This window comes from Rhizobacter sp. P5_C2 (assembly GCF_054049715.1).
The window spans coordinates 56,572-74,084 of sequence record NZ_JBFULV010000015.1 but is presented as its reverse complement, the minus strand read 5'-3'; the positions used below and the strand labels follow the sequence as shown (position 1 = coordinate 74,084).

Annotated in this window: 18 protein-coding genes; 7 read left to right on the top strand and 11 right to left on the bottom strand. The window is 69.5% G+C overall.

What is annotated here, in order from left to right; genetic code table 11:
- Position 1 precedes the first annotated feature (1 nt).
- The 4 genes from ACXJLU_RS07820 to ACXJLU_RS07805 all read left to right on the top strand — a co-directional run bounded on the left by ACXJLU_RS07820 (position 2) and on the right by ACXJLU_RS07805 (position 3,602).
- Positions 2 to 790: an enoyl-CoA hydratase/isomerase family protein gene (locus ACXJLU_RS07820; protein WP_073463269.1), complete on the top strand. Its 789-nt coding sequence runs from the start codon at positions 2 to 4 to the stop codon at positions 788 to 790.
- A gap of 20 nt (positions 791 to 810) precedes the next feature.
- Positions 811 to 2,349, top strand: coding sequence for a malonate--CoA ligase (locus ACXJLU_RS07815; protein ID WP_457329875.1), 1,539 nt, complete (start codon positions 811 to 813; stop codon positions 2,347 to 2,349).
- A 184-nt stretch (positions 2,350 to 2,533) separates the two neighbouring features.
- Complete coding sequence (locus tag ACXJLU_RS07810; RefSeq protein ID WP_457329874.1) at positions 2,534 to 3,379, top strand: hypothetical protein; 846 nt, start codon at positions 2,534 to 2,536, stop codon at positions 3,377 to 3,379.
- Positions 3,360 to 3,602, top strand: coding sequence for a cysteine-rich CWC family protein (locus ACXJLU_RS07805; RefSeq protein WP_457329873.1), 243 nt, complete (start codon positions 3,360 to 3,362; stop codon positions 3,600 to 3,602). The genes ACXJLU_RS07810 and ACXJLU_RS07805 overlap by 20 nt, the downstream gene beginning before the upstream one ends.
- Before the next feature lie 164 nt (positions 3,603 to 3,766).
- On the opposite strand, the gene ACXJLU_RS07800 is transcribed toward ACXJLU_RS07805, so the two are convergent.
- Positions 3,767 to 5,446, bottom strand: coding sequence for an MFS transporter (locus ACXJLU_RS07800; protein ID WP_457329872.1), 1,680 nt, complete (start codon positions 5,444 to 5,446; stop codon positions 3,767 to 3,769).
- Between the two features lie 275 nt (positions 5,447 to 5,721).
- On the opposite strand from ACXJLU_RS07800, the gene ACXJLU_RS07795 reads away from it, so the two are divergent.
- The gene (locus ACXJLU_RS07795) at positions 5,722 to 6,663 is read left to right on the top strand and encodes a GSU2403 family nucleotidyltransferase fold protein (protein ID WP_457329871.1); all 942 of its coding nucleotides are present in this window, start codon (positions 5,722 to 5,724) and stop codon (positions 6,661 to 6,663) included.
- On the opposite strand, the gene ACXJLU_RS07790 is transcribed toward ACXJLU_RS07795, so the two are convergent.
- The 5 genes from ACXJLU_RS07790 to ACXJLU_RS07770 are packed head-to-tail and all read right to left on the bottom strand — an operon-like array spanning position 6,664 to position 9,521.
- Positions 6,664 to 7,308, bottom strand: a complete 645-nt coding sequence (locus ACXJLU_RS07790; protein ID WP_457329870.1) for a 2-hydroxychromene-2-carboxylate isomerase — start codon at positions 7,306 to 7,308, stop codon at positions 6,664 to 6,666.
- Positions 7,305 to 7,511 carry a DUF1289 domain-containing protein gene (locus tag ACXJLU_RS07785; protein WP_457329869.1) on the bottom strand — a complete coding sequence of 69 codons (207 nt, stop codon included), beginning with the start codon at positions 7,509 to 7,511 and terminating at the stop codon, positions 7,305 to 7,307. Before ACXJLU_RS07785 ends, ACXJLU_RS07790 begins: the two co-directional genes overlap by 4 nt.
- Positions 7,511 to 8,029, bottom strand: coding sequence for a TlpA family protein disulfide reductase (locus ACXJLU_RS07780; RefSeq protein WP_073463255.1), 519 nt, complete (start codon positions 8,027 to 8,029; stop codon positions 7,511 to 7,513). The genes ACXJLU_RS07785 and ACXJLU_RS07780 overlap by 1 nt, the downstream gene beginning before the upstream one ends.
- 53 nt (positions 8,030 to 8,082) lie before the next feature.
- Entirely contained in the window at positions 8,083 to 8,601 is a 519-nt protein-coding gene (locus ACXJLU_RS07775; protein ID WP_457329868.1) for a YbaK/EbsC family protein, read from the bottom strand.
- The gene (locus tag ACXJLU_RS07770) at positions 8,598 to 9,521 is read right to left on the bottom strand and encodes a hydroxymethylglutaryl-CoA lyase (RefSeq protein WP_457329867.1); all 924 of its coding nucleotides are present in this window, start codon (positions 9,519 to 9,521) and stop codon (positions 8,598 to 8,600) included. The genes ACXJLU_RS07775 and ACXJLU_RS07770 overlap by 4 nt, the downstream gene beginning before the upstream one ends.
- Before the next feature lie 105 nt (positions 9,522 to 9,626).
- Between ACXJLU_RS07770 and ACXJLU_RS07765 the strand changes: the two genes are divergently transcribed.
- Complete coding sequence (locus ACXJLU_RS07765; protein WP_457329866.1) at positions 9,627 to 10,055, top strand: hypothetical protein; 429 nt, start codon at positions 9,627 to 9,629, stop codon at positions 10,053 to 10,055.
- Between the two features lie 58 nt (positions 10,056 to 10,113).
- Here ACXJLU_RS07765 and ACXJLU_RS07760 read toward each other — a convergent pair whose 3' ends face one another.
- From ACXJLU_RS07760 to ACXJLU_RS07740, 5 genes are read right to left on the bottom strand one after another with little or no spacing between them, the layout of a single operon-like run.
- Positions 10,114 to 12,105, bottom strand: a complete 1,992-nt coding sequence (locus ACXJLU_RS07760) for an acetyl/propionyl/methylcrotonyl-CoA carboxylase subunit alpha (protein WP_457329865.1) — start codon at positions 12,103 to 12,105, stop codon at positions 10,114 to 10,116.
- A gap of 14 nt (positions 12,106 to 12,119) precedes the next feature.
- On the bottom strand, positions 12,120 to 13,304 hold the full coding sequence (locus ACXJLU_RS07755) for a dienelactone hydrolase family protein (RefSeq protein ID WP_457329864.1): 1,185 nt from the start codon (positions 13,302 to 13,304) through the stop codon (positions 12,120 to 12,122).
- Positions 13,301 to 13,927, bottom strand: coding sequence for a DUF4126 domain-containing protein (locus ACXJLU_RS07750; RefSeq protein WP_457329863.1), 627 nt, complete (start codon positions 13,925 to 13,927; stop codon positions 13,301 to 13,303). Before ACXJLU_RS07750 ends, ACXJLU_RS07755 begins: the two co-directional genes overlap by 4 nt.
- A gap of 7 nt (positions 13,928 to 13,934) precedes the next feature.
- Positions 13,935 to 14,720 carry an enoyl-CoA hydratase/isomerase family protein gene (locus ACXJLU_RS07745; RefSeq protein WP_457329862.1) on the bottom strand — a complete coding sequence of 262 codons (786 nt, stop codon included), beginning with the start codon at positions 14,718 to 14,720 and terminating at the stop codon, positions 13,935 to 13,937.
- A 16-nt stretch (positions 14,721 to 14,736) separates the two neighbouring features.
- Positions 14,737 to 16,344: a carboxyl transferase domain-containing protein gene (locus ACXJLU_RS07740; protein WP_457329861.1), complete on the bottom strand. Its 1,608-nt coding sequence runs from the start codon at positions 16,342 to 16,344 to the stop codon at positions 14,737 to 14,739.
- 122 nt (positions 16,345 to 16,466) lie between these two features.
- On the opposite strand from ACXJLU_RS07740, the gene ACXJLU_RS07735 reads away from it, so the two are divergent.
- Positions 16,467 to 17,507, top strand: coding sequence for an AraC family transcriptional regulator (locus tag ACXJLU_RS07735; protein WP_457329860.1), 1,041 nt, complete (start codon positions 16,467 to 16,469; stop codon positions 17,505 to 17,507).
- Positions 17,508 to 17,513: the final 6 nt, after the last annotated feature.

Genomic DNA, 17,513 nt, shown 5'->3' with positions numbered 1-17,513 from the left:
CGTGCCCGGTTCCATCACGCTGAGCCACGACGAACCCGGCATCGCCCGGGTCGTCATCGCGAATCCCGGCAAGCACAACGCGATCGACATCGCGATGTGGCAGGCGCTGCGCGACGTGTTCGCGCGGCTGCAGGCGCTCGACGCCGCGCAGGCGCCGCATGCGGTGATCGTCTGCGGCGCCGACGGCCAGTTCGCGTCCGGCGGCGACATCGGCGAGTTCGCGCAGTTCCGCTTCGACGAACAGCGGTTGCATGATTTCCACGAGCACACCGTCGCGCCCGCGCTGCAGGCGCTGCTCGACTGCGACATCCCGGTCGTCGCGCAGATCGAGGGCGCCTGCGTCGGCGGCGGGCTGGAGATCGCGGCCTGCTGCGACATCCGCATCGCCGGCATGGGCAGCCGCTTCGGCGCGCCGATCGCGAAGCTCGGCTTCCCGATGGCGCCCGGCGAGCTGCAGATGCTCGCGCGCGTGGTGCCCGCGCCCACCTTGCGCGAGATGCTGCTCGAAGCCCGCCTCGTCGATGCGTCGATCGCGCTGCAACGCGGCCTGGTGCATGCGGTGGTGGCCGATGAGCAGGTCGCGCCGCACACGCTGCAGCGCGCCCGCGCGCTCGCGGCCTTGTCTCCGCAGGCCGCGCGCATCAACAAGCGCACGCTGCGCCAGCTGGCCGCCGGCGGGCCGAGCGCCGACGAGCGCCGCGCGCACTACGGCTATGCCGACAGCCCCCAACACCGTGAAGGCATCCAGGCCTTCATCGAGAAGCGACCGCCGCATTTCCAGCGCGGCTGAAGATCCCCCGAGGAGGTTCGATGAGTAGTGACAACCTGTTCGCCGCGTTGCGCGCGGCCTTTCCCGCCGACCTCGACACGACCGCGATCGAGGTGGCCGATGGCGAGGCGCCGCTCAGCTACCGCTGGCGCGACCTCGAGCGCGCCACCGCGATGCTCGCGAACCTGCTCGAGTCGCTGGAGCTGCCGGCCGGCAGCCGCGTCGCGGTGCAGACCGAGAAGTCGGTCGAGGCGCTGATGCTGTACCTCGCGGTGCTGCGCGCCGGCTTCGTCTACCTGCCGCTGAACACCGCCTACCAGGCCGCCGAGATCGAGTACTTCATCGGTAACGCCGAGCCGGCGGTGGTGGTGTGCGCACCGAAGAACTTCGGCTGGGTCAGCAAGCTCGCGTTCAAGGCCGGCACGCGCCATGTGTTCACGCTCGGCGACGACCGCAGCGGCAGCCTGCTGGAGCGGGCTTCGCACCAGAGCGACCAGCACGTGCCCGCAGTGCGCGGTGCCGACGACCTGGCGGCCATCCTGTACACCAGCGGCACGACCGGGCGCAGCAAGGGCGCGATGCTGACGCACGGCAACATGCTGAGCAATGCGCGCACGCTGAAGGCGTACTGGGGTTGGCAGCCGGGCGACGTGCTGGTGCACGCGCTGCCGATCTTCCATGTGCACGGCCTGTTCGTCGCGATCCACGGCGCGCTGCTGAACGGCAGCAAGATGATCTGGCTCGCGAAGTTCGACCCGAAGCGCGTGCTGGCCGCGCTGCCGCGCGCCACGGTGTTCATGGGCGTGCCGACGCTGTACGTGCGGCTGCTGGCCGAGCCGGGGCTCACGCGCGCGGCGTGCTCGGGCATGCGGCTGTTCGTCGCCGGCTCGGCGCCGCTGTTGCCCGAGACCTTCAACGCCTGGCGCGAGCGCACCGGGCAGGCCATCCTCGAGCGCTACGGCATGAGCGAGACGGTGATGCTGACCTCGAACCCGTACGACCCGGCCGACGGCGAGCGCCGCGCCGGCACGGTGGGCTTCCCGCTGCCGGGCGTGCAGTTGCGCGTGCGCGACGAAGGCCGCGACTGCCCGCGCGGCGAGATCGGCGGCATCGAGGTGAAAGGCCCGAACGTGTTCGCCGGCTACTGGCGCCTGCCCGAGAAGACGAAGGAAGAATTCACCGACGACGGCTGGTTCAAGACCGGCGACGTCGGCCGCATCGACGAGCGCGGCTATGTGTGCATCGTCGGTCGCAGCAAGGACCTGATCATCAGCGGCGGCTACAACGTCTACCCGGCCGAGATCGAGGGCTACATCAACGACATGCCGGGCGTCGCCGAGAGCGCGGTGGTCGGCGTGCCGCATCCCGATTTCGGCGAGGCGGTGGTCGCGGTGGTGGTGCCGCGCGCCGGTGCGCAGCTCGAAGGGGCCGCGATCGCGGCGGCGCTGAAGGCGCAGATCGCGAACTTCAAGGTGCCGAAGCTGGTCGAGCTGGTGCAGGAATTGCCTCGCAACACGATGGGCAAGGTGCAGAAGAACCTGCTGCGCGAGAGGCACAAGGGGCTGTTCGCGGCAGGCTGAGCTTCGCGCGCGCGGCGTAAGCGAATGCGTCGGCTGTGAGGGCACGCAACGTGACTGACACGCCGCGGCACCCGGGTGGGCGCGAATCGTCGCTCGCCGCGGCGGTCCTACGGGGAACGGGTGTTCCAGCGCGGGTGGCAGGGCCCTTGCAGGGTTCTGAGCTCACGCTCACCGGGAATGCCGCATGCCCTCCTCGATCCTTGCCCGCACTGCCCTCGCCGCCGCCCTGGCGACGAGCGCTTTCGCCGCCCACGCGAACTACAACCCCGCCACCGGCAAGCTATTGTTCGAGGACACGATGAACCAGACCGGCCTGTCGTTCACCGGCAACTGCACGAGCTGCCACACCAACGTGCAGAACCGCCGCGCGGAGATCTACTTCAAGACCGGCGGCGGCGCACGCGATCCGTTCGCCGCGATCGATTCCGAGACCGCGCTGAACCGCATCGGCTATGCGCTGAACAACGTCAGCGCGATGAAGCAGTTCCAGGTGCTGGACGCGGAAGAGATGACCGACATCGCCGCCTTCATCGCCGACACGCCGAAGACCAGCGACAGCGCGCTGAGCTTCTCGGCCAGCGCAGTGAACGTGCCGACGGTGTCGCAGAACCTCGACCTCGCCAACGGCGTGACCTTCGGGCAGGTCACGGTCGACAGCGTCGCGATCGGCGGCGCCGGCGCGGCACGCTTCACGCTGAAGAGCGATACCTGCACCGCGCAGAAGCTGGCGGCGTCGGCCACCTGCCGGGCCACCATTTCGTTCAGCGCGGCCGACACCGCGGGCTACAGTGCGACGCTGACCATGACGATGCACCAAGGCACCTCGACCACCAAGTTCACCCGCACGGTCGCGCTCGACGGCGCGGTCGGCGTGGTGACGACGCCGCCGCCGAGCGGCGGGAATGGGGGCGGGAGCGGTGGCAACAGCAACAGCGACGAAGGCGGCGGCGCGCTGGGCTTTGGGTGGCTGGGTGGGCTGGCGCTGGCGACGGCGCTGCTGCGGCGGCAACGTGGACGCACTGCCGGCTGACAGCGACGACGGCAGCACCTGCCCGCGCTGCGAGCGGGCGTTCCATTGCGGCGTCAATGACGACCAGCCATGCTGGTGCAGTCGAATGGTGCTCAGCGCAGGGATGCTGGCGCGGCTTCGGTCGGCGTACGACCGGTGCCTGTGTGGCAATTGCCTGATCGAGCTGTCTCAGGCTGCTGATCTCGACGCGCAGATCGAGCGGAACCCCTCGCGACGACAGTGACCCTTCAGTCATCGATGCCTATTTGGCAAGAACACACCATCACTGCGCAGCGCGTCGTTCTCGCCAACCGGGACTGAGTGACCCCGCGCCGGAGGAAGTTCCTGCGCCCCCAAAGCAAMCGCGGGCCGTGTCGCCACGGCCCGCGTCTCGATTCAACTCAGCGCTCAATCACTCGCGTAGATATCAACGTCCTTCGTCTCCTTGACGAACAGCATCCCCACCACGAAGGTGATCGACGCGAACACGATCGGGTACCAGAGGCCGTTGTACATGTTCCCCGTCTGCGCCACGATCGCCAGCCCGGTGGCCGGCAGCAGGCCGCCGAACCAGCCGTTGCCGATGTGGTACGGCAGGCTCATCGAGGTGTAGCGGATGCGCGTCGGAAACATCTCGACCAGCATCGCGGCGATCGGGCCGTAGACCATCGTCACGTAGATCACCAGCAGCGTCAGGATCGACACCAGCGTCCACCACTGGCCGCTCATGAAGGCGATCGGCTTGGCCTTCGCCGGGTAGCCGTGCTCCTTCAGCGCCGCGGCCACGTCCTTCTTGAACGCCGCGTCCTTGGCCTTGGCTTCGTCGGCGGGCAAGCCCTTCGACGTGAAGGACTCGATCGTCTTGTCGCCGATCACGATCTTCGCCGGGCCGGTGCCCGCCACGTTCTCATAGCTCACCGACCCCGCGGCCAGCACCTGCTTGGCGATGTCGCACGAGCTGGTGAACTTGGCCACGCCGGTCGGGTTGAACTGGAACGAGCATTCCGACGGGTCGGCCGTCACCGTGACCTTGGCGCTCTTCTGGGCCGCTGCGAGTTCCGGGTTGGCGGCCTCGGTCAGCGCCTTGAACAGCGGGAAGTAGGTCAGCGCGGCGATCAGGCAGCCGGCCATGATGATCGGCTTGCGGCCGATCTTGTCCGACAGCGTGCCGAAGACGATGAAGAACGGCGTGCCGATCAGCAGCGCGGCAGCGATCAGCACGTTGGCGGTGGGCCCGTCGACCTTCAGCGCGCCGGTCAGGAAGAACAGCGCGTAGAACTGGCCGGTGTACCAGACCACCGCCTGGCCCATCGTCAGCCCGACCAGTGCCAGGATCACGATCTTCAGGTTCTTCCACTGGCCGAACGACTCGGTCAGCGGCGCCTTCGAGGTCTTGCCCTCTTCCTTCATCTTCTTGAAGGCCGGCGATTCGTTCATCGACAGGCGGATCCACACGCTGACGGCCAGCAGCAGGATCGAGACCAGGAACGGAATGCGCCAGCCCCAGTCGGCGAACGCCTCTTCGCCGATCCAGGTGCGCGTGCCCAGGATGACCAGCAGCGACAGGAACAGCCCGAGCGTCGCCGTGGTCTGGATCCACGAGGTGAACGCACCGCGCTTGCCGTGCGGCGCATGCTCGGCCACGTAGGTGGCTGCACCGCCGTACTCGCCGCCGAGCGCGAGGCCCTGCAGCAGGCGCAGGCCGATCAGGATCACCGGGGCGGCGACGCCGATCGATGCGTAGGTCGGCAGCACGCCGACGATGAAGGTCGACAGGCCCATGATCAGGATCGTCACCAGGAAGGTGTACTTGCGCCCGATCATGTCGCCCAGCCGCCCGAACACCAGCGCGCCGAACGGCCGCACGATGAAGCCGGCCGCGAACGCGAGCAGCGAGAAGATGACCTGGGAGGCCGGGTCGAGGTTGGAGAAGAACTGCTTGCCGATGATGGCGGCGAGCGTGCCGTACAGGTAGAAGTCGTACCACTCGAACACGGTGCCGAGGCTGGACGCGAAGATGACCTTGCGCTCCTCGCGCGTCATCGGCCCCGCGGGGTTGCGTGCCGGTTTGGCCACTGCAGTTGCCATTGGAATGTCTCCTTGTCGTCAGGCTCCCTGCCGAACGGCGGGGCGTGCCGCATCTTCACGACGCCCTCTGACCCATCGCTGACGCCAAGCTGAACGCCGGCTGACAACTTCAGTGACAACCCTGACGAAACGTTTCTCATCGTGGGAAACGAGGGATGACCCGCACTGGGAGTTTCCCGCACACACCCTGGCACGGTCATCGTCTCCCTCATTGAGGCAAGTGCTTGATTTGGCTGGATTCACCGCAAATTCCAGAGTCTTGTTATTCTGCGGTGATGAACTACCTGCCCCTGTCGGACAACGCTGCGCGGCAAGCCATCGATTCGATGACGACCTTCGTCGAATTCCGCCGCGTACAGGTCCAGGCACGCAGCTATATCGGCGCGATGTACTGGAAGCAGGAAGGCGACTACGAGTACCTGGTGAAGACACGGCCACGCCAGCGCAACCAGGAACGGCTGGGCCCTCGCTCCGAGCTCACGGAAAGGATCTTCGCGGAGTACACCAGCCGCAAGCAGGCTGTCGAGGCCCGCCTGGCATCGCTGCGCGAGGCCTTGAACGAAGCCGAGCGCATGAACAAGGCGCTGAAGGTGGGCCGTGCGCCCTCGCTCCTGATCGGCGTGCTGCAGGCGCTCGCGGACGCTGACCTGCTGGAGCATTTCACCGTGGTCGGCACCCACGCGCTCTACGCGTATGAGGCAGCCGCCGGCGTTCGCATCGTGCCGGGCGCCTTGGCCACGCAGGACATCGACCTGCTTTGGGACGCGCGGCGCAGGGTGCAGTTCATGACAGACCTGCAGCAGCTCGATTCATCGATGCTCGACGTCCTGAAGAAGGCCGACCCGACGTTCGAGCGCAAGGAAGGACAGAACGAGACGGCCATCAATGCGCGCGGCTTCGAGGTCGATTTCCTGCGCCGCCAGGCGGTCGACGGCGACCCGCACCCGTTCCGATTCTCTTCGGACGAAGGCGATCTCTGGCCGGTCCAGGCCATCCGAGCCTCCGTGCTGACGTCCGCGCCTCGCTTCGAGCATGCCGTCGTTTCGGCGACCGGCCGCATGGCGTGGATGAGCACGATCGCACCTGGCACCTTCATCGAATTCAAGCGTTGGATGGCGCAAGACGCTCCTCATCGCGAGGAGGCCAAGCGTCGTCGGGACCGCCTGCAGGCTGACATCGTGCAGGAGCTTCTGGACCAAGGGCTGCTGCTGCCCTGATCAGGGGGTGCGCTGGATTCCCAACGGCTGTCGCGCCGCGTCGTCCCACGCCGGTCCATCGAACCAGGGGTCGCCGCCGAGGTAGCCCTGCAGCAATTCCAGGCCGTCCAGCCCCCAGAACAACCGCCCGTCGACCTCGACGGTCGGCACGCCGAAGATGCCGAGCGACACCGCTTGCGCGGTCGCCGCCTTCAGCGCCGCCTTGACCTCGTCGCCCTGTGGATCGAGCGCCGGCTGCAGCCGCTGCGCGAGCTCCGACAGGCGCTGTGGCTCGTTCGCATCCGCACCGCCGCGCCACACGTGGTGCATCAGCTGCTCGCACACCCAGCGGTTCGGCGTCGCGAGCGGGCCGCGGCAGGCCAGGCCCAGGCGCAGCAGCGCGAGCGGGTTGAACGGGTGCTGCGCCGGCATCTGCATCGGGATGCCGTGCCGGTGCGCGAGCCACGCCACCTGCCGGTAGGTCCAGTCGCGCTTCGGCCCGATCTCGGCCGGGCCCTTCTGCCCCCACTGCGACAACAAGCCGGCGAACAGCACCGGCTGGTAGCTCACCTCGACGCTGCGGCCCTCCAGCACCTGCGGCAGGCGCTCGAACGCCAGGTAGGCGTACGGCGAGATCACGTCGAACCAGAACCGGAGTTGCTTCATCGCGATTGCTCCTCATCGACAACAGGCGCATCCGCCTTGCGCAGCGCGATCGCCTGCCAGACCTGCCGCTTGCCCTCGTCATCCATCTTCGACCACGCCGCGATCTCGTCGATCGTGCGCCAGCAGCCGGCGCACAGCCCGCTGGCCGCTTCCATCCGGCAGATGTTCACGCACGGGCTGGGGACGGCAACCGCTTCATCCATCAGGTGAGCACCAGTTCGGCGATGTCGTCCCACAGCGACGCATCGATGCGGCCCCGGATCTGCTTCACCTCGCGGTGCTGCTTGTCGAGGATGAACGAGGTCGGCGTCTGCGCCATCGCGCCGAAATCGTCGCGGTGCGTCGCATCGGCGCGCCACAGCATCGGGAACTGCTGCTTCATCGGCACGACGCGGTTCAGGATCGCGTCGTACTCGCGCACCGCGGCCAGGCTGCGGTCGAGGCTCACCGCGACCAGCTGGAACGGCTTGTCGCGCCAGGCCTCGTAATTCGCGCGCAGCTCGGGCATCTTGTCGCGGCACACCGCGCAGTCGGTCGACCAGAAGAACACCAGCACGGCCTTGCCCGCGTCCTGCGCCAGCTCGTAGCGCTGGCCCTCCAGCGTGTTGCCGGCCAGTGCATGGGCTGGGACTGCTGGCGCGGCACGCAGCGGGACGGCGGTGCCGAGCAGGGCCGAAGCCGTGGCCGACAGGAAAAAACGGCGATCGATGCGGGAGGTCATGGCGCGGCCTGCAGAAGTGGAGCTGTGCCTTGGTCGCGACGGCCGGCCGGGCATTACGGGCTTTGCGGGCCTGGCGCGACTTGCGTCACGTCGGCCACCGGCGCCTGCGTCAGGCCCTGCAGTTCGGCCGGGCTCAGCCGGAACACGCCCTTCGGGTGCCCGGCCGCCGCCCAGATCTCGTCGAAGCGCAGCAGCTCGCGATCGATCAGCGTCACTGGTGTGTTCGCATGGCCGACCGGCGACACGCCACCGATCGTGAAGCCGGTCTGCGCCTTCACGAAATCGGCATCGGCGCGGCCGAGCGGGCCGGCCAGCGCGGCCACCTTCTTCTCGTCGACACGGCGGTCGCCCGAGGTCACGACCAGCACCGCGACGTCGTCGGCGCGGCGCCGGAAGATCACGCTTTTCGCGATCTGGCCGAGCTGCACGCCCAGTGCATCGGCGGCCTCTTGCGCGGTGCGCGCGTTCACCTCCAGCAGGATCGGCGCATGCGGATGGCCGAGCGTGCCCAGCACCGCGCTGACGTGGCGGAAGCCGTCCGGCAAGTCCTGCGTCACCGTGGCATCGCTCATGCGTGCACCTCCGCCGCGGCCGCGCGCTTCGCCAGCAGCGCCTTGCCTGCCCGCGACACCGGCGCGCGGCCCAGCACCTGCGAGATGAAATTGCCGGCGTCGACCAGCGCATCCAGGTCGATCCCGGTGTCGATGCCCAGCCCATCGAGCATGAACAGCACGTCTTCGGTCGCGACATTGCCGGTCGCGCCCTTCGCATACGGGCAGCCGCCCAGGCCGGCCGCGCTGGCGTCGAAGGTGTGCACGCCGAGCTCGAGGCTGGCGTAGATGTTGGCCAGCGCCTGGCCGTAGGTGTCGTGGAAATGCCCGCTCACCTCCACCAGCGGATAGTGGCGCAGCGCGCGCTCCAGCGCGGCCTGCACCCGCTTCGGCGTGCCCACGCCGATGGTGTCGGCCACGCCGCAGTGGTCGACGCCGATGCCGCGCATCAGCCGCACCACGCGCTCGACTTCGTCGGGGCTGACCTCGCCCTGGTACGGGCAGCCGAGCGCGCACGAGATCGCGCCGCGCACCTTGATGCCGTTCGCATGCGCCGCGTCGACCACCGGGCGGAAGCGCTCGATGCTCTCTTCGATGCTGCAGTTGATGTTGCGCTGGCTGAAGGCCTCGGTGGCGGCTGCGAACACGACGATCTCGTCGGGCTGGGTCGCGAGCGCCGCCTCGAAACCGCGCAGGTTCGGCGTCAGCACCGAGTAGCGCACGCCGGGCTTGCGCTGCAGGCCGGCCATCACCTCGGCGTTGTCGGCCATCTGCGGCACCCACTTGGGGCTGACGAAGCTGGTGACCTCGATCTCGCGCAGCCCGGCCGCCTGCAGCCGGTGCACCAGCTCGATCTTGTGCGCGGCGTCGACCTGCTTCGCTTCGTTCTGCAATCCATCGCGTGGACTGACATCGACCAGCGTGACATGGGTTGGAATCATGACTTAAGTCTCGATTGGAAGAACCGCGTGCGGCACCCCCCTTTGTCTGGGGATGGCGAGCCGTGCGGGGTCTGTCGAAGATACCTGAACTGACTGGAGCACGTCGTGTCCACACCCTCCGAACTGCGCATCGCCACCCGAATCCACTTCGGCCTGAAGCAATGGCTCGGGGAAGGCATCGACGTCGAGGTGATGCTGCGGCAGCCCGACGAAGCCCGCGAGATCCTCTTCGTGTGCCAGGCGTCGGGCCAACCCGAGCTGGAATCGCTGGCCCGGCAATGGGCGGAGGCGCGGGGGGAGCTGAAGAAGGCCGCCCGCCCGCGCGCCGTGGTAGAGAAGCCGGTGGTCCGGCCGAGCACGCCCAAGACCGCCGCACCGCGCGCCGCCGCCAAGCAGGACCTGGCCTGGGCCCGCGACACCAGCGGCTTCGGCATCACCCAACCGGCCGAACTGTCGCCGCCGGAGCCGGACACCACCGGCGCCCGCTGGCACAAGCCGTCGAGCTGGCTGCGCCTGGGGTCGAGTCGACACTGACGTAGCCCGGATGCCAATCCGGGTTTGTCGTTCATGCATTCCCGGATTGGCATCCGGGCTACGACAAGCGCAGCAATTCGCCGCCTTCGCCCACCTGATCGCCGGCTGAATAGAGCAGCTCTTGCACCGTGCCGTCGCGCGGCGCGGTGATCGTGTGCTCCATCTTCATCGCCTCCAGCACCGCCAGCGGCTGGCCCTGCTTGACCTGGTCGCCCACCTTCGCGAGGAAGGCCACCACCTTGCCCGGCATCGGCGCGGTCAGCCGGCCGCCTTCGGCCGCACCGTCGCCGGCATGCGCCAGCAGATCGACCTCGCTGGCCAGCGCCGAACCCTCGGGTGCGAACACCGCGATGCGCTCGCCGACCGCGTAGACGGTCAACACCCAGCGCCGCCCGCCGACCACCACCGCATGCCGCTGCGCTGACAGCGACTGCAGCGCGAACGCATGCCGCTGCGCGCCGATCGCCAGCGTCATCGCGCCGCGGTGGTTGCGTTCCAGCATCACCGTGTGGTGCGTGCCCTGCAGCTCGATGTCGAAGCGCCGGTGCGCGCCGCCGTGCAGCCGCCAGCCGTCGCGCCGCGACCACGGGTCGTCGGTCTGCAACGCCGCCTCGGCCGCCATCGCATGCGCGACGACACCCGCCGCGACGCATTCGAGCGGCAGCGGCGGCGCCTCGAACAGCGCGACGCGCTCGCGCTCGATCAGCGCGGTGTCGAGGTCGGCGGTCGCGAACGCCTTGCTCGTGACCACCCGCCGCAGGAACGCGACATTGGTGTGCAGCCCGACGATGTGCGTCTGCGCGAGCGCCGCATCCAGCCGTGCGAGCGCCTGCTCGCGGTCGGCGCCCCAGACGATCAGCTTCGCGATCATCGAGTCGTAGTGCGGCGAGATCGCGTCGCCCTCGCGCACGCCGGCATCCAGCCGCAGCTCGCCCCGCTCGAACGCGGCGGCCTGCGGCGTGCGGAACACCTGCAGCGTGCCGGTGGCCGGCAGGAACTGCGCATCGGGGTTCTCGGCGCACAGCCGCGCCTCGATCGCATGGCCGTGGATGCGCAGTTGCTCCTGCGCCAGCGGCAAGGGCTCGCCGGCCGCCACGCGCAGCTGCCACTCCACCAGGTCGAGCCCGGTGATCGCCTCGGTCACCGGGTGCTCGACCTGCAGCCGGGTGTTCATCTCCATGAAGTAGAAGCGCAGGTCGCCGTCGGCCGCCGGCTCGGCGATGAACTCCACTGTGCCGGCACCCACGTAGCCCACCGCCTGCGCCGCCGCGACCGCGGCCTGGCCCATCTCGCGCCGCCGCGCCTCGGTCATGCCGGGCGCCGGCGCTTCTTCCAGCACCTTCTGGTGGCGGCGCTGCACCGAGCAATCGCGCTCGAACAGGTAGACGCAGTGGCCGTGCGCATCGGCGAACACCTGGATCTCGATGTGGCGCGGGCGGGTCACGTAGCGCTCGACCAGCACCGCGTCGTCGCCGAAGCTGTTGATCGCCTCGCGCTTGCACGACGCGAGCGCGTCCTGGAAGTCGGCCGACGCTTGCACCGCCCGCATGCCCTTGCCGCCGCCGCCGGCGCTGGCCTTGATCAACACCGGGTAGCCGATGCGGTCGGCCTCGCGCTGCAGCAGCTGCGGGTCCTGGTCGGCACCGTGGTAGCCGGGCACCAGCGGCACGCCGGCCTCGGCCATCAGGCGCTTCGATTCGGCCTTCAGCCCCATCGCCTGGATCGCCGAAGGCGGCGGGCCGATGAAGACCAGCCCCGCATCGGCGCAGGCCTGCGCGAACTCCTCGTTCTCGCTGAGGAAGCCGTAGCCGGGGTGGATGGCCTGCGCGCCGGTGGCGCGGGCGGCCGCGATGATGCGTTCGCCGCGCAGGTAGCTGTCCTTCGGCGCGGGGCCGCCGATGTGCACCGCCTCGTCGCAGGCCTGCACGTGCTTCGCGTGCGCGTCGGCGTCGGAGTACACCGCCACGGTGCGGATGCCGAGTTTGCGTGCGGTGGCCGCGACGCGGCAGGCGATCTCGCCACGGTTGGCGATCAGGATCTTGTTGAACATCGTTGTCTCCGGAATCAGGGCGTCCACACCACGTCGTTGTCGACCGCGTACAGCTTGCAGGGCTCGCCCTTGCGCTGGCAGAAACCCAGGGCGCGGCCGATGGCCCAGTCGCCGCTGGCGGTGCCGGCCGCGCCTTTCGGGCTGATGGCGTAGGCGCGCGGCAGCTTCGAGGCGAGGAACTTGCGGTAGTGGCCTTCGCGTGTCGCGGCATTGACCGGCACCTTGTCGATCTCGTCGACGGCCGCGAACGACGATGCCGGCGGACGCGCGATCACGCCCGGCGTGTCGAAGCCGAGCTTCGCGAGAAAGGCCTCGGCATACGGCACCCAGTGGTCCATGTCGAAGTTGACCGCGCCGTGGCCGTTCTGGCCGGCCGCGGCCAGCGTGTGGAACTCGGCCTTGCCGCCGCCGGCGGTCCAGGCCTCGTGCCAGCGGCGCGGCACGTCCGGCCCCCAGTAGAGGTCGTTCTCCCAGTAGAGCCACAGCATCGGTGCCGTCGCGCTGCGCGCCTGGTCTTTCCACAGGCTTTCGATCTGCTGCGGGCTGCAGGGATTGCGCGGGCGGCCGTCCGGATCGCCACCGCTGCCACCCGAGAAGTTGATCGCCCCCACCAGGCCGGGCGGGTGCCGCGACACGGTGGCGACCGCCGTCAGGCCGCCCGCCGACTGGCCCATCACGAGCCAGCGCGAGGTGTCGACGTAGGGCAGCGTCTTCGCGAAGGCCAGCGTGGCCATCACCTGGTCGGCCACCGCGACGGCCATCGGCCCGGGACGCCGCGATTGGCAGCTGCCGGTGTCCTCCGGGTCGAAATCGCCATACGTGTCGGCGTAGCCCACGCGCGTCGGCAGCAGCACCGCGAACCCCTTGCCGACGAGGTAGCGCGACAACCACTCGTAGCGCTGGCGGCCTTGCGCCGATCGCTTCTCGGCCGTCGCGCGGCCGTGGTTCATGATGACCAGCGGAAACGGCCCGTCGCCTGCCGGACGGAAGATCATCACCGGGATCTGCCGCGTCTGCTGCTTGCCGTACAGGTCGGTCACGGTGACGCTGATGAACTGAGTCTGCTCGCGCAGGTCCTTCAGCACGGCCGCCTCGTCCGGGGCCTGCGCCTGCGCGCCGGCCCCTGCACCCCACAGGCCGAGCAACAGCACGGCTGCAAGCCGCGCCAGGGTCGATGCCGATGTCCAGATTGCTTTCAAGATCTCTCCCTGACGGCAGCGCCGGTGCCACGCGACATGGCAGAAAAGCGGCGCACCAACTGCCGCAGGAATTTCGCCAGCACCCACACCAGCGCCGCCGACACCGCGAGCGCGAGCACCAGGAACACCGCCAACACCAGCGGATGCGTCCACGACAACCACAGCACCGCCGGCACCAGCCCGTCGCCGAGCAGCGACAGGCCGATGTTCGAGAACGGCTCCGGCGAGGTGTTGGCAGCCGCGCGCGTGGTGGCCTTCGCGATGTGGCTGCTGGCCGCCAGCCCGCCACCCAGCACCGCCGCGATCGTCGCCCACGTGGCCTGGTCGGCGCCGAACACCGCGGCCGCCAGCGCCGCGCCGGCCGGGATGCGCAGCACGGTGTGCAGCACGTCCCACAGGCTGTCGACGCCGGGGATCTTGTCAGCGAAGAACTCGACGCACAGCATCACCCCGCTCGCGCCCAGCATCAGCGGATGCTGCAGCAGGCGCAGCCCGTGCGGCAGCTCGATCCAGCCCAGCGCGCCGGCCGCACCGGTCAGGAACAGCACCGCATACAGGCGCAGCCCGCTGGCCCAGCCGAGCGCGGCGGCAATCGCGAGCAGGTGCGGCGTGTCGAGGTTCATGGCGGGGTCAACCCGGCTCCAGCCACGCGGGCTTGCGCTTGGCCAGGAAGGCCTGCACGCCCTCGCGGCCCTCGTCGCTCGCGCGGATGTCGGCGATGCGGCGCGCGGTGTCCTCGCGCAGCGCCGTGGTAATCGGCTGGCCGGCGATGTCCTGCACCAGCCGCTTGCAGGCGCGCGCCGCCATCGGGCCGTTCGCCACCAAGGCGGCGACGACCTCGTCGACCTTGGCGTCCAGCGCGTCGGCCGGGCAGACCTCGTGCACGAAGCCGAGCGCATGCGCCTGCGTGGCCGTGAAGCGCTCGGCCGTCACCATGTAGCGCCGCGAGGCCTGCTCGCCCAGCGCGCGGATCACGTAGGGGCTGATGGTGCCGGGCAGCAGGCCGAGCTTCGCCTCGCTGAGGCAGAAGTTCGCCGCGTCGGACGCCACCAGCACGTCGCACACCGCGGCCAACCCGACGCCCCCCGCATAGCAGTCGCCGTGGATGCGGCCGACCACCGGCACCGGGCAGCTGTAGACGGTCCACAGCATGTCGGCCAGCGCCTGCGCATCGGCGCGGTTCTGCTCCCAGCTGTAGTCGGCCATCGCGCGCATCCACGTCAGGTCGGCACCGGCGCAGAAGGCCTTGCCGTGGCCGCCGAGCACGATCGCGCGCAGGCCGGCATCGGCGGCCAGCGTGGCGAAGGTCTCGCGCAACTCGGCGATCACGCCGTCGTTGAAGGCGTTGCGCACGTCGGGGCGGTTCAGGTAGACGCGAGCCACCGGGCCGTGCCGCTGAACATCGAGGGTGGTCATGCAGCGTACTTTCGCATCACATCCGGAACACGCCGAACTTCACGTCGGGGATCGGCGCGTTCAGGCTCGCGCTGATCGCGAGCGACAGCACGCGGCGCGTGTCGGCCGGGTCGATCACGCCGTCGTCCCACAGCCGTGCGCTCGCGTAGTACGGGTGCGCCTGCCGCTCGAACTGGTCGAGCACCGGCTGCTTGAAGGCGGCCTCTTCGTCGGCGCTCCAGCGGCCGCCCTTGGCCTCGATGCCGTCGCGCCGCACGGTGGCCAGCACGCTCGCGGCCTGCTCGCCGCCCATCACCGAGATGCGCGCGTTCGGCCACATCCACAAGAGCCGCGGATCGAACGCGCGGCCGCACATGCCGTAGTTGCCGGCGCCGAAGCTGCCGCCGATGATCACGGTGAACTTGGGCACCTGCGCGGTCGACACCGCCGTCACCATCTTCGCGCCGTGCTTGGCGATGCCCTCGGCTTCGTACTTGCGGCCGACCATGAAGCCGGTGATGTTCTGCAGGAACACCAGCGGGATCTTGCGCTGGCAGCACAGCTCGATGAAGTGCGCGCCCTTCTGCGCCGATTCGGAGAACAGCACGCCGTTGTTCGCGACGATGCCCACCGGCATGCCGTCGATGTGCGCGAAGCCGGTGACCAGCGTCGTGCCGTAGCGCGCCTTGAACTCCTCGAACTCGCTCGCGTCGACGATGCGGGCGATGATCTCGCGCACGTCGAACGGCTTGCGGGTGTCGGTCGGGATCACGCCGTGCAGCTCGGCGRCATCGAACAGCGGCGCGCGCGGCGCGATGCAGCGCAACGACACGTCCTTGCGCCAGTTCAGGTGCGCGACCGCGGTGCGCGCGATCGCCAGCGCATGCGTGTCGTTCTGCGCCAGGTGGTCGGCCACGCCGGACAGCCGCGTGTGCACGTCGCCACCGCCCAGGTCTTCGGCGCTCACCACCTCGCCGATGGCGGCCTTCACCAGCGGCGGGCCGGCCAGGAAGATCGTGCCCTGGTTCTTCACGATGATCGATTCGTCGCTCATCGCCGGCACGTAGGCGCCGCCTGCGGTGCACGAGCCCATCACCACCGCGATCTGCGGGATGCCCTGCGCGCTCATCTGCGCCTGGTTGAAGAAGATGCGGCCGAAGTGGTCGCGGTCGGGAAAGACCTCGTCCTGGTTCGGCAGGTTCGCGCCGCCGCTGTCGACCAGGTAGATGCACGGCAGCCGGTTGGCCTGCGCGATCTCCTGCGCGCGCAGGTGCTTCTTGACGGTCATCGGGTAGTAGGTGCCGCCCTTCACCGTCGCGTCGTTGCAGACGATCATGCAGTCGACGCCCGAGACCCGGCCGATGCCGGCGATCAGCCCGGCGCCCGGTGCTTCGTCGTTGTAGAGCCCAAGCGCGGCGAGCGGCGCCACCTCGAGGAAGGGCGTGTCGGGGTCGAGCAGCATCTCGACGCGGTCGCGCGGCAGCAGCTTGCCGCGCGCGAGGTGCTTGGCCCGCGGACCGTCGCCGCCACCCTGGGCGATGCGCGCGAGCTTGGCGTTCAGGTCGTCGACCAGTGCGCGCATCGCCGCGGCATTGGCCTTGAAGTCTTCCGAGCGAGGGCTGAGCTTGGACGCGAGGGCGGGCATGAAGTCTCCTGGGCGCGCGGTCGTCGGCGCCGCGCTGGGCGAAGTCTAGGCTCGCGGAGCATACGCAACCATGGACCGCATCGGCGGCCATGCAGGTTGCAAATCGTGCCAGACTTTCCGGCATGCCGAGAGCCCAGTCCCCCACGCCCGCCCCGCTGCGCGGCAGCCGCACCGCTGCCACGCCGATGGCCTTCGTGCGCGCCGTGGTGCTGGCCTACGAGCGCTACGGCGTCGATCCGCGCGGCGCACTGCAGCAGGCACAAATCACGCCAGCCGAACTGCGGCGCAGCGATGCCCGCATCACCGCGGCGCAGATGGAGGCGCTGTGCGCCTTCGCGATGCAGGAGCTGGACGACGAAGCGCTCGGCTGGTTCGCGCGCAAGCTGCCGTGGGGCAGCTACGGCATGCTGTGCCGGGCCTCGATCACGGCGCCGACGCTGGGGGTCGCGTTGAAGCGCTGGTGCCGGCACCACCGGCTGCTGACGGACGACCTGGTGTTCGAGCTGGCGGTGGACGGCCCGCTCGCCACCGTGACGATCGACGAGCACCGCCGCTTCGGCGCGCTGCGCGAGTTCTGCCTGGTCACCAGCCTGCGCTACCTGCATGGCTTCGCGTGCTGGGCGATCGACTCGCGGATCGCGCTGCGCGACGCGCGCTTTCCGTTCGCGGCGCCGCCGCACCGCGACGTCTACCCGGTGCTGTTCCCCGGGCCGGTGCAATTCGATGCCCCGCAGGCCGGCTTCAGCTTCGATGCGCAGGACCTGGCGATGCCGCTGCGGCGCGACGAGCGCGCACTGCAATCGATGCTGCAACGCGCGCTGCCGCTGACGGTGCTGCCCTACCGGCGCGACCGGCTGCTGGCGCGCCGCGTGCGCGAGCTGCTGCGGCAGGATGCCGCGCGGCTCGGCACCGCGGACGCGTTGGCGCAGGCGCTGAATCTTTCAGTGCGCAGCCTGCACCGGCAGCTGAAGGACGAGGGCGTCGGCTTGCAGGCTCTGAAGGACGAGGTGCGGCGCGACCAAGCCTGCGAGCTGCTGCTGCGCACCGACCGCCCGGTCAAGCAGGTGGCGCAGGCGGTCGGGTTCGACAACGACAAGAGCTTCGCGCGGGCGTTCAAGCTGTGGACGGGCAAGTCACCGCGCGAGTTCCGCAACCCGGGTTAGCACCCG